At 58.2% G+C, this 11,137-nt stretch carries 9 protein-coding genes; 4 read left to right on the top strand and 5 right to left on the bottom strand.

Translation table 11 applies throughout. From position 1 onward, the window contains the following. Positions 1–183: 183 nt before the first annotated feature. Positions 184–693, bottom strand: coding sequence for a hypothetical protein (locus tag K6301_RS24180; protein WP_247221378.1), 510 nt, complete (start codon positions 691–693; stop codon positions 184–186). A gap of 724 nt (positions 694–1,417) precedes the next feature. Between K6301_RS24180 and K6301_RS24175 the strand changes: the two genes are divergently transcribed. The 3 genes from K6301_RS24175 to K6301_RS24165 all read left to right on the top strand — a co-directional run bounded on the left by K6301_RS24175 (position 1,418) and on the right by K6301_RS24165 (position 4,420). Then, the gene (locus K6301_RS24175; RefSeq protein WP_247221377.1) at positions 1,418–1,705 is read left to right on the top strand and encodes a response regulator; all 288 of its coding nucleotides are present in this window, start codon (positions 1,418–1,420) and stop codon (positions 1,703–1,705) included. A gap of 345 nt (positions 1,706–2,050) precedes the next feature. Next, positions 2,051–2,935 (top strand): hypothetical protein, encoded by an 885-nt coding sequence (locus K6301_RS24170; protein WP_247221376.1) that lies wholly within the window; start codon positions 2,051–2,053, stop codon positions 2,933–2,935. 255 nt (positions 2,936–3,190) lie between these two features. Then, positions 3,191–4,420, top strand: coding sequence for a glucosamine inositolphosphorylceramide transferase family protein (locus K6301_RS24165; RefSeq protein ID WP_247221375.1), 1,230 nt, complete (start codon positions 3,191–3,193; stop codon positions 4,418–4,420). A gap of 207 nt (positions 4,421–4,627) precedes the next feature. Here the strand turns inward: K6301_RS24165 and K6301_RS24160 are convergent, their stop codons facing one another. From K6301_RS24160 to K6301_RS24145, 4 genes are all read right to left on the bottom strand, one after another. Beyond that, positions 4,628–5,572, bottom strand: a complete 945-nt coding sequence (locus K6301_RS24160; protein ID WP_247221374.1) for an MYG1 family protein — start codon at positions 5,570–5,572, stop codon at positions 4,628–4,630. A 1,444-nt stretch (positions 5,573–7,016) separates the two neighbouring features. Further along, the gene (locus K6301_RS24155) at positions 7,017–7,913 is read right to left on the bottom strand and encodes an efflux RND transporter periplasmic adaptor subunit (RefSeq protein ID WP_247221373.1); all 897 of its coding nucleotides are present in this window, start codon (positions 7,911–7,913) and stop codon (positions 7,017–7,019) included. Then, the gene (locus K6301_RS24150) at positions 7,910–8,125 is read right to left on the bottom strand and encodes a DUF1656 domain-containing protein (RefSeq protein WP_247221371.1); all 216 of its coding nucleotides are present in this window, start codon (positions 8,123–8,125) and stop codon (positions 7,910–7,912) included. Before K6301_RS24150 ends, K6301_RS24155 begins: the two co-directional genes overlap by 4 nt. Continuing rightward, on the bottom strand, positions 8,115–10,229 hold the full coding sequence (locus tag K6301_RS24145) for an FUSC family protein (RefSeq protein WP_247221370.1): 2,115 nt from the start codon (positions 10,227–10,229) through the stop codon (positions 8,115–8,117). Before K6301_RS24145 ends, K6301_RS24150 begins: the two co-directional genes overlap by 11 nt. A 77-nt stretch (positions 10,230–10,306) precedes the next feature. Between K6301_RS24145 and K6301_RS24140 the strand changes: the two genes are divergently transcribed. Then, positions 10,307–11,110, top strand: coding sequence for an AraC family transcriptional regulator (locus K6301_RS24140; protein WP_247221369.1), 804 nt, complete (start codon positions 10,307–10,309; stop codon positions 11,108–11,110). Positions 11,111–11,137: the final 27 nt, after the last annotated feature.

The following is an 11,137-nucleotide window of genomic DNA, read 5'->3' as shown; positions in this document are numbered from 1 at the left end:
TCGACCTCGATACGCTTTGCGCTGCTGGCACCCGCATGTGGAGATGAACCCGTTGTAAAGCATAGTTGTTCCAGACCCCTTTTCACAAAGGATACGGAGGGTCGGCAAAAACGAACCATATATGATCATGGGCGAACCACGCTTAATTCACGTGATTGGCGCGTGTAGGCTTTGAAGCCATCCCTACTTGCGCTGGAGGACGATTTTGCTTGTGACGACCGCTTTGCCCGTGGTCGGATCCAAATCGGTTGTCGTTAGGGTGAGCCCGCGCGATCCGGATTTAGCAACCGAGAGCCGCGCCTGGCGGTCTCCGTTGATCTCCTTCGCCCACCGAATAGTGAGGTTCAACGCCTTTCCGCTTCTTTTTCCCGCCAAGGTAGCCGGCCCGGAGCCCGCGCCAATGTACGATCCTCGGTAAGCACCGGCCTTGCTCGTCAAGTCAGCTTTTATCGTGCGTGAAACGACGACAAGTCCGCGACATTTTCCATTTAGGGATAGGGTGCTTGAAGTCGTGGTGGAGCGGAAGCTACACGACACGTTGATTGGGCCCTTGTTGGTACGCAGCCGCACTTGACCCGTCCCTTCGTACTGACCTTTAAGCGACGTGAGGAACTGCTCTTCACTCGCGGCGGCGGAATAGGTGTGTGTCAATGCCAGGCCGGCGGCCACGATGGCCATTGTGACAGTCTTCATGACAAGCTCCTTATTTATCTGGAGCAGGAAGACATTTGTGCGAAGGATGTTCCGGTCTGGCGTGTATCCACTGTCTTAAAACGACGCCAATGACTGGTCTTGATTTGCTCTGTCCAATACCAAAGACAGGCTCGTCATCTGAACCAGCGGGCTGGACAAGCATTATGAAAGACCTAAGTGGGTCCTGCAATATTCTGCTGGGGGGGAATGGTATTGGTAATTTCGGAGAGCTACAGGGAAATATTTGTTGATGACAGTGAGATGGCGCAAATGATGCGCCAGCACGACTGGTCACGAAGCTCTCTTGGCACACCGAGAAAATGGCCAGAAGGTTTGAAAGCGGCCCTGCGCCTCTTGCCGACGTCGAAGTTCGAAATGTGGCTCGGGGGGCCTGACATTGGGTTCTTCTACAACGATGCATATCGTCCGACGCTCGGAAACAAGCATCCAAATGCCCTCACCGTGCCAACGGAAGTTTTGTACGCCGAAATCTGGGACGACGTCCGAGGTAGGCTGGCGGCAGGCTTGATGCCGGCGTCGAGCTGCTGTCGAAGCCCTACACGCGCGAAGCACTCGCCCCCAAGATACGTCATGTGCTAGCAACGCGCGGCAGAACCAGATAGCGGCGCAGCGAATGTAAGATCAGGGCCAAAGACCCGAAGCGCAGGCGCCTCAGGCCAATGCTTCCAGAATACTTATCGTCGAGGATGAGCCTTAGATCTTAATGTCCGCCGTGGATATAGTGGGCGAACTCGGCCATAACGTTCATGAGGTGCTTTCGGCCCAAAACGCGCTCGCGGTTCTCACGACGCATACAATCGATGTGCTGATCACCGATGTCGGTCTGCCCGGCATGTCAGGGACCGATCTGGCCAAGCAGCTCCGGGATCGCTGGCCAACGATCCAAATCGTGTTTGCGAGCGGGGACGACAGTGCAAGAACCTCTTCAGGAATTGTCGATGCATTTCAGCTATCAAAACCCTTCACTATGGACGAGCTTGAAAAGTCCTGAAAAAGGCAACCGAGGGTTCTCCAGACTGATCGATGTGGCGATCTGCGCGCCGTCGCCATGGCCGCGGACGCCCCTTAACAACTTGCTGCAAAGCAGTCTGGGAATGTCACGACCGCGCGCAGATAGCGCAGGATCGCGCTTTTGATGTGGAGATACCGGGCGTTCGCATCTTACTCGCTCGACAGCACTCAACTGGATTTTCGCAAGCCGCGGTTAGTGCCATCTCCATAGCGCCTGCCACGGCCAACGCGTCTGCTTGCAAGCCTCAATAGGTCTCCGTTAACGATTAATACAACCCTATGATGCATTATCTACTCTTGCTGTCATATGGTTGGGAGCGGTTTCGTGGGAATACTGGGCGCACTTCCTCAAGGTCTTGTTTGCCGTCGGATCGAAGAAGAGGATTGGCGAGGTGTGGTCGACTGTCTGAGGCGCGGTTTCCCAGAGCGGCCCCGCAGGCACTGGGAGAAAGTGCTCGAACGCATGAAGGCCCGGCCCGTTCTCAGGGACTTCCCCCAATATGGCTACTGCCTTGCTAGCGAAGGGAATATCGTTGGGGTAATGCTGACATTTTTCTTCCGCCAACCGGCTCTGGAGGGACAGCCCATTCGGTGCAACCTTTCAAGCTGGGCCGTAGATGAACGCTTTCGCGCCTATGCGGGCAAACTGATCATGACCGCAATGCGCTGCCGTGAGGTGACGTTTCTCAGCATTACACCGGCACCGGTAACGCTCAAGGTGACCGAGGGGCTGCGCTTCCAGCGCTTCGTTGGCGGGCAACAGGCGTTCTTCCCCGCGCTGAGCCTGGCTAGCTCGCCTATGAAGGTTGTCATGGCGCGTTCCGCGAGCCCCGAACTGGATTTCCTGTCTCCAGGCGAGCGCGAGGTCTTGCTTGACCATGCGCATCTCGGCTGCGATGCACTGATGTGCGTCCAAGGTGAAACAGCCTATCCATTCGTTTTCAAATCGCGGCGCGTGTTGCGTGGCATCGTTCCATGCAGCCAGGTCATCTATTGCCGGTCCGCTGAGGAACTCAGCAAGTGCGCCGGCGCGCTCGGTCGATACCTTCTGCGTCAAGGGCGCGTGCTGTGCCTGCTCGATGCCAACGCGCCTGTTCCGGGGCTGGTCGGTCGCTATTTTGCTGGAATCGGCCCGAAATACTATAAGGGTCCAAATCCAGCGCTCCCGGGTGACCTCGCCTACACCGAATTCGTCATGTTCGGTCCGTGACGCATGAGAGGACGCCCACTCAGCATAGATGTCGTCATTCCTGAGCGAGCACAGCGCTTTTGGCAACAGAAGGTAATCCAGCGGCTCGACGCGGAGGGATATGACGTCGCGGTTGGCTATGATAGAGCATCCATTGAAGCCTTCAGTTTGGCCGACACCGTTCTGGCTTTAGAGCGACGAGTGTTTGGCAGACGGGACCCATGCCTTACAGCGATGGTCGAGCCGCTACCGGCACGCATTCGACATCGGGCTCCAATGCTGCGGCTTGTCCTTACCGACGGCTCATCAGGTTCCGACGTTCCGACCATCACGCTCAGATGCGCCGGTGCAGTGCTCGGTGTGAATACCGCAAACGCTATCGCTACCGGTGCCCTTCCATTCATTGAAGCCATTTTGGATGGCCAAACGATCGTTGACCGCGCGTTCCCGATGATAGACCGTCGCGAGGCGACATCGCTTGGACTCGAGGACATACTCGCGCGCGCGGTGACGCTGCTTTTGTCGGTCGTTCGCGCCTTCACCGAGGACCGACTGGCGCCTCTTGCCGAGAAATCGAATGTCGAACGTTCCAACGCCGGTTTTCTTCTCCCTTATGTGACCCGGGCGCTACCACGTCTTGGTCGTGAAGCGGTACGACGGGCTCGATTTCATCATGCCCATTGGCGGGTTGGTTACAGGTTCAACGATGGTCCAGGTGTTGCGGAGAGCGGGCGGCTTGGCACGGGTTGGACAGCGGTTCCTGATACTCCGGGGCGCTTCTATGCGGATCCCTTTGCCTTCCATTGGCAAGGGCGGCCCCAGATCTTCGTTGAGGACTATGTTCAAGCGGATAGAAAAGCGGTGATTTCGGTTGCCGAGTTCAGGGATGACGGGAGCCTACAAGCCCCGCGAGTCGTCCTCGACGAGCCGCATCATCTCTCCTATCCGCAGGTCTTTGCTCGCGATGGCGCGATCTGGATGCTTCCTGAGGCAAGCGCCAGCGGCAAGCTGACGCTGTACCGTGCTTTGAGCTTTCCAGACGCATGGCAGCCGGACGCTGTCCTTATCGAGGGCGAAATTTCCGATGCCACCCTGCTTGAGCACAACGGAAGCCTATGGCTCTTCGCCACCGATCGAGATGGCTTTGGCAGCACCTCCGACACGCTGGTGGTTTTCCAGGCGCCCCGCCTACTCGGACCGTGGCGCCCACACCACCTCAACCCGATCCTTATCGACCGGCGCCGCGCACGCCCAGGTGGAGCCATTCAGCGGGATGCCGCCGGCCGCCTTTTGCTTCCTGTTCAAGACGGGACGCACGGTTACGGTGGTGGCCTTGGCGTGGCACACCTGCTGGAACTCGATAGCGAGACCGTGCGCTTTGGTGAACCGAGTGCCGTCTGCACCAGCGGCGACTGGCCCCATCGACGCATACATACGCTCAACCGTTCAGGGTCTCTCGAGGTCATCGACGGGATTGCTGCAATGCCGAGGCGGTGGCGCAGCTAACCCGATCTGCCGTCGTGCGGCGTCAGCCGGTTGAACCAGGCTTCTGAGCCCAGCTCCAGCCATTCCGCAAGCCATAGAAGCTGCCGATCTGCTGCGAGCGGGCTCGAGCCGCGAGGAAGGCTGCTTATCAGTCATACCTGCCAGGAGAAAACAAGATGGAAGACGCGGCTTCTGCAGCGTGATCAAACCCGGCTCCTCACCGCGATTTCACAGACGCCCGCCGTCGCTATCCGGGCCAATCACAGACGACACCGCGATATGCGCCATCTCAAGCACTGCCTCGCGGGTCTTGGCCGCAGCAATGAACCGCCCATTGTGACAGAAGGTTGCACCTATGACGCCACTTGCCATCTCGAGGTCAGTGCCGGTCAATCCCGCCCAGGCCGCCGGAAGATCGGCGCGCAACTCGAACCCGGCGTCCGATTGCCGGATCCCTGTGACGCACCAGTCGCTCTCGCGAGGGTGGACGACAAACAAAAGATGGTCTGCGCCAGCCTTCACGATCGCAGGCCGGAAGGGCATTCCCATTGGGAGCTCCAATATATGACCGCGGTCAGCGGCCGCGATCGCACGAAGCACGATCGATTCGGAGCGTAGGTTGGCGGCCTTTTGCCGAATGGTCGCCTCTACGAGACTGCGCGCTATGGATAAAGCTTCATCGAAAGCGCGATCGTCGGCATCGGGACGGCCATCGTCAAAGGCTGGCTTCAGCGTCTCGAGCAAGACAGGCAGCGTGAGCTTGGCGAGTGCTCCTGCCGCTGAGGGAGCAAGCGCGCCATTGTCCATAAGGTCGACAGGCAGCACGAAATCGACATCGAATGCTGTATGAAGAGCGTCGATATCCAAAGCCGGGACAGCCATTGCATTCAGGTAGTGTTGGCCGAAGTGACGCCAAATCAAACCGAAGGAACTGAACGGCTGGCCATCGTCGCGCATCGGTGCAGCACGCTGATGATGATCAAAAATCCGCGATGCCGCGTCATAGTCGCCGCCAACATCATAGATGATCCTGTCCGGCGCGGGGCTAATCCACTCTGGCGCCCTGCTCCTAACGAGATGGGCGTGTGGAAAAAGCCTTGTCAGGATCACACTGGACAACAATTCATCTGCGTGAAAGCCACCCGAATGGGTGACGAGGAAGTCTGGGGCCATATTTGGCGAGCCTGTCATATTTCTTGGCGGTTTTGCGTCGGATACGGGCTGAACGACCAGCATGCAAGCATTGATTAGAGGTTGCGCTTGGTCCGCGGTCATTCGGCCGAGGCAGGTGTGAGAGCTTGTGTCTTTGCTCCGCATGGTGGCCGAACCAACCGCGAACCTACGCGATGACGGAAACAGCCCCTAGTCGGAGGAGAGGTGACCTATAGAGGACGCGCCATCCAGACCGATACCCTGCACACACCAGACTCTACCACCTTGGTTCGCACGCCTCACGCTACGTGAGATGGTTGCATTGACACCTCCTCCTCTAAAATCGCGTGCAATTATTCATCATTAATTAATTAGAATTGATCAAATCTATAGCAGCGCTAACGTAGGGTTGCAGCAATTGTCATATAGGAGGACTTATTGATGGATAATACGGTCGTACAATTGCAAGTCCCTCAGCCGGAGCTACCGGAATCGGGAGAGTCCCTTCAAATGGGAGTCATGCAAGCTAAGCCGGCGAAGGAGCCTATCATGGTTCCGACACCACAGGAGAACATCGATTACGCCAGCGCACTTCTCGGGCAGTTAAGAGATCATGCCAAGGAGTACGACTGGATGCTCGCGCACTTTATCGAAGTGGCTTACATGCATGCAGCCGACCTTCGCAGGGACCCTACGAAGATGCGGCGTCATCGGAAGTAGGGACGGGATCAGGCTTCTGCAGAGCGTCTCCACAGGAGTTCTCGAGGGCATCGACCACGGCAAGATGCTGTTTCATCTTCTCAAGTGATGCCCTCGCATCATCTCCTTGAAGAGCAGAGACCCGAGCCACCCCCAACGCAAGCCGCGCTTGAGCTTCACTTTTTGTGCGGTGCGGCATTTGCCCGACTTTCTTTTGCAGGGGTCTGAACGATGTCCTGCAAAGTTCCATGGAATCTGTTCCGCGTCAAACCTCTTGCGGCGGGTATCGGGAATCTTTTGAAAGGTATCGATCGGGCTTAGGGCGGAGTGTCCGATTTTTCGTCGTCCGCCTCACGAGTTATCGCTCGCCCGCTTTGTTGCGGGGCAATCCTTTCCATGTAGAGACGTTCGAACGCGTCCCTAGCCTCGGCGGCGGTTTTTCCTTCACGAAAGTTTCGACGCACGAGATCCCTAGCCGCAGTGAAAAGTTCCGTGTCTGCGTTATCGTTGGCCTTTGACATCGTCCCCTCCAAAGCACAATGCAGAGAGTAGCCAAGATCTGCTCAGAATGCAATTTCTAGTCGTGATGATCACCGTGGAAAGGTTGAGTGAGGTCGGGCGCCCACGACGCTCCTCTCGTCCTCTCGAAACACCACTTGGTCCGGATTAGGACGCCGCCATTCTTGACCCGGTCTGGGATGAGCTACAATAATCGCCCTCAAAAATGTTCGAAGTTTATCCGGCGATTGCCAAAGTGATATGGCCATCACGGCCGTTTGCTCGGTCCGGCCTCAACATTTGAGGTGAGTATCTCGACTGTTGCCGTCATACCCGCCGCGAGTTCAACACCGGGCGGCACCTGATCGATCTGGATGCGCACCGGTATGCGCTGGGCAAGCCGAACCCAGGAAAATGTCGCGGCCACATTGGGCAGGCCAAGATGACCGGGCGCATCGTTGCTGTTCTCGATCCCCCGACCGAAGCTTTTGACACGACCAGTGATGGGCTGATCAAAGCCCATCAGCATGATGCGTGTCTGGTCACCGACATGAATCTGCCGAATCTTCGTCTCTTCGAAGTAGCCAGTGATCCAGAAACTGGCGGCGTCCAGGAGGGCGACTTTCGTCACACCAGCCGTTGCGTAATCGCCGGGCCGAAGCCTCAGGTTGGTGACATAGCCGTCCACCGGCGCGCGGACAGTCGAGCGGGCAAGGTCGAGCTTGGCCAGGTCGACCGCCGCCACCGCTGACAGATAGGCGGCGCTGGCGACCGCAGCAGCGCCTCTCGATTGCTGGGCCGCCTCCTTGGAGACCACCTCCTCGAGCTGGCTGTGCCGCCGCGCTGTTGCCTGCAGAACGATCATTTCCTGTCGCTTGGCTTCCACCTCAGCTTCGGCCAATGACACCGCTAACCTCAGCCGCTCGGGGTCGATCTCGTAAAGGATATCGCCCCGCCGCACATATTGATTATCGACCACGGAAACGGCGCTCACCGTGCCGGAGACTTCCGGCGCTACTTGTACGACATCGACGCCAACTCGCCCGTCGCGGGTCCAAGGTGTCCGTTCGTAATGGCGCCACGCCGTCAGCGCAACGATGGCGGAGGTGACGACGAGGCAAAGGGTCAGGGCATAGCGCCCAAGCAGGGATAGAACAGGTTTCAAGGCAGGAGTCCGATCGATGGCAGGTACTGCACGAGCAGACCGTAGATGACGACAAAGGTGGCGAGTTCGAGCAGCGGCCGATACGCGAACAGGCGATCGAGACCCGTGGCGGCGAGTATACGGAGCGTTGCCGTGGCGGCAACCAGCGCGACGAACGCGAGCACGACGAGGCCGGGTATCAGGACCCCTCCGACATTGAGATCAACGATCATCCGTCGTGCTCCTCCCGTATGCTTGTGCGTCAAGCGCGAACCGCAGGTCGATGAGCAGATCAACAATCTGCAGGCGGTTTCTGAGCGCGCTGCCTGCCATCTTCTTGATCAGGGTTTCGATCCGCTGACCGAGGTCGATAAGGCAAGCTGTCGTTGACGACTTCCTGCCACCGACGCGCTTGGCGATGATTGATAGAATTTCTCTCAGCTCGACGCCGGCGTCGCCCTTGATCTGCGGGATCGCCTTGCGAAGCTGACCAGTAACGTGCCCGGTGCGAAGATGATGCAACATTTCGTCGAGCACATCCGGATAGACTTTTCCGGTCAGCCGCAACCGAGGCAGCAACAAAGCTGTCCGATCGATCATGAGGCTTGTCCAGCGCGCTTCGTTGGGTGCAGCGCCAAGCGCGCGTCGGCCAACATCCCGGCGGCTCAAGCGAAGCAAGCGGCTAATCGCTCCATCGACCGGCACGGTCTGGAACAGGGACATGCTCACCGCGCCAAAGCCGACCGCCGCAAACAGCGCGATAACGCTGTTGAGTGACATGGTGAAGTCGCCGCTGTAGTAAGGGCCAAGGGCCGAGAGGATCGGAACGGTCAGCGTCATGCCGAGCGCCATGAATGTTGTTGGAAGGCGTGCCTGCAAAGATCCGGCGAACAGGAACGCCGGGGCAAGCACCGCGACAAGAATCCGAAAGTCCGTGACCTGGGGCAGGATAATAAAACTGTAGATGAGGCTGATCACCACCCCATAGATCGAGCCGCAAAGATATTTGACGACGAAGGCCGCTGGCGCATCGAAATTGCCGAATAGGGCGCAGCATACGCCAAGAATTGAAACGGCCATTCCCCCCTCCGGCCAAGCCGACCAGATCCAGAAGGCGCAGCCGACGAGAATGCCCACAATGGCGCCGAGCGCAGCGCGACCCGCCATCCAGGCATCGCGGTGATAGACATAGCCCATCGCCTGCTTCGGTCCATGAAGCCACGTAGCATCGCGCAATCCTCCGTTTGCTGCGATGTTCCGCTCCAGCCTGTCGCAGTCCTGTAGCAGACCGACCATTTCGGCGAGATGGCCGGCTAGGTTGGCTGAAAGCCTGTCGCGGAACATTGCAGCGTCGGCGCCAAGACGCTTTTGGACCGATCGTCCGTGCCTGATGAGTTGGGCCGCGGCTACCTCCCGGTCTCTCGTCTCGGCGTTTGCTGCCCAGGCGCCGATTTCAGCGATCAGGGCGATCAACTCAGCGCTCGCATGGCCGTCGCCTAAGCGAAGGGCGTCGACCCGGTCTTCGATCTCAGCCGCGAGTACCATCAAACGGGCAAGCCGGTCATGGATAAGTTGCAGTATCTTGCGCGGCGGCGTTGGTGCCGGATCATAGGGTAGATGCGCGGCAAGGCCCTGGATAACGAGCAGGTCCGCTGCGAGTTGGTGGCGGCCCTCGTGGGTTTCTCCCGAAGTCCCATTCAGCGCATGGCCCGCCAGCCGGCGGGCGTCCCGCAGCGTGGCCGATAACTTTCCAGTAAGCTGGGGGGTCATGCGTTTTGGCAGGATGTAGCGATGGATCACGACCGCACATAGTATCCCAATCGAGATTTCCTGGACGCGGACCGACGCCGTCTCGAAAATCGAACCTGGATCGAGCACGCTCGGAAAACCAATCAGGCTTGCGGTATAGCCGGCAAGAACGAAGGCATAAGCCCGTGGTGTGCGATCCAGAATCGAGAAGAACAGGCAGAGGCCGATCCAGCCCGCAATCACGGCGCTGCACATCATCGGATCGTTGACGAAATTTGGTACGATCACGACTGTCGCGATCGCGCCGACGAGCGTCCCCGCCAAGCGGTAGACACCACGACTGAAAGACGCCCCGGCGGACGTCTGCGAGACGATGTAGACCGTAATGATGGCCCAGAACGGCTTGGGAAGCCCGATCCGCAGGGAAATGTAGTAGGCCAGCATTGCGGCAGCGAAGCTCTTCACTGAGAAGATGATCGCATCCGCATCCGCTTTGGTGCTGGGCTTGCGCAGGAAGGCCGTTCCAGCTTGCAGCAAGGCGTTGGCGACGTTGTTTGAGAGGGAATTTCGGGGTGATGCGGTAATCATGCCGCCAGTTTTGATCGATTTGCAAAGGCAAATAAATTCGGTATTATGACATAAAATCCCTAAAAATGGCCATTTGCATGTCCCTTTCGCGATCTGCCGTTTCCGTCTTCGATCCGGACCTTACCTTTTTGCCCGCTGTCGCTCACAAGCTTGACTTCACCGATCATGAGGCGGAGGTGCCTCTGCACGTTCATCGCAAGGGGCAGTTGATTCTCGCCTTGCACGGAGCCGTCACATGCACTGCGGGCAATGAAATCTGGATCGTGCCTCCCAATTGCGGTGTATGGATTCCGGGTGGTGTTCCGCACAGTGCGCGCGCGACCGTGAACGCTCGGCTCAATTATCTTTTCGTGGAACCGGGGTCTGCGAAACTGCCTGCAAACAGCTGCACCCTGTCGGTCTCCCCAATGATCCGAGAGATGGTGGAACGGCTTGCCGGTGAACGCGCGGATTATCTCCCCGATAGCCACGCCGCCCGGATCGCACGGGTGATCCTTGATGAACTTGCGCAGATGCCGCATGAGCGGTTCAACTTGCCGATTTCCAGCCATCCGAAAATACAGGCAATGGCAGACGCTCTGACGATCGAGCCTTCAGATCGCCGCACATTGAGCGATTGGGCTAAGAAGGTCGCGATGAGCGACAGATCATTGGCCCGCCTGCTGATCCGCGAGACGGGACTTACATTCGGACGCTGGCGGCAACAACTCCACCTTGTCGTCGCGCTGCGCGAACTGGCCAGCGGAGAAACGGTACAGAATGTAGCCGCGAAACTGGGATACGAGTCGGTCAACGCGTTCATAACGATGTTCAAGAAGTCCTTGGGCAGCACGCCCGCGCAGTACTTTTCACACCGAGGCACTCCAACGCATTCACCTTAGCTGAGAGCCTTCAACGATGATACGGCA

This window comes from Shinella oryzae (assembly GCF_023038235.1).
Classification (GTDB): Bacteria; Pseudomonadota; Alphaproteobacteria; order Rhizobiales; family Rhizobiaceae; genus Shinella; species Shinella sumterensis.
The sequence above is the reverse complement of the archived record's forward strand: the minus strand, read 5'-3'. Positions and strand labels throughout refer to the sequence as shown.

Bases quoted from the DNA above. Each gene is read 5' to 3' on its own strand.
- K6301_RS24180 (WP_247221378.1), bottom strand. From the start codon at position 693: ATGAAGACTGTCACAATGGCCATCGTGGCCGCCGGCCTGGCATTGACA.
- K6301_RS24175 (WP_247221377.1), top strand. From the start codon at position 1,418: ATGTCCGCCGTGGATATAGTGGGCGAACTCGGCCATAACGTTCATGAG.
- K6301_RS24165 (WP_247221375.1), top strand. From the start codon at position 3,191: ATGCTGCGGCTTGTCCTTACCGACGGCTCATCAGGTTCCGACGTTCCG.
- K6301_RS24160 (WP_247221374.1), bottom strand. From the start codon at position 5,572: ATGGCCCCAGACTTCCTCGTCACCCATTCGGGTGGCTTTCACGCAGAT.
- K6301_RS24150 (WP_247221371.1), bottom strand. From the start codon at position 8,125: ATGATCGTTGATCTCAATGTCGGAGGGGTCCTGATACCCGGCCTCGTC.
- K6301_RS24145 (WP_247221370.1), bottom strand. From the start codon at position 10,229: ATGATTACCGCATCACCCCGAAATTCCCTCTCAAACAACGTCGCCAAC.
- K6301_RS24140 (WP_247221369.1), top strand. From the start codon at position 10,307: ATGTCCCTTTCGCGATCTGCCGTTTCCGTCTTCGATCCGGACCTTACC.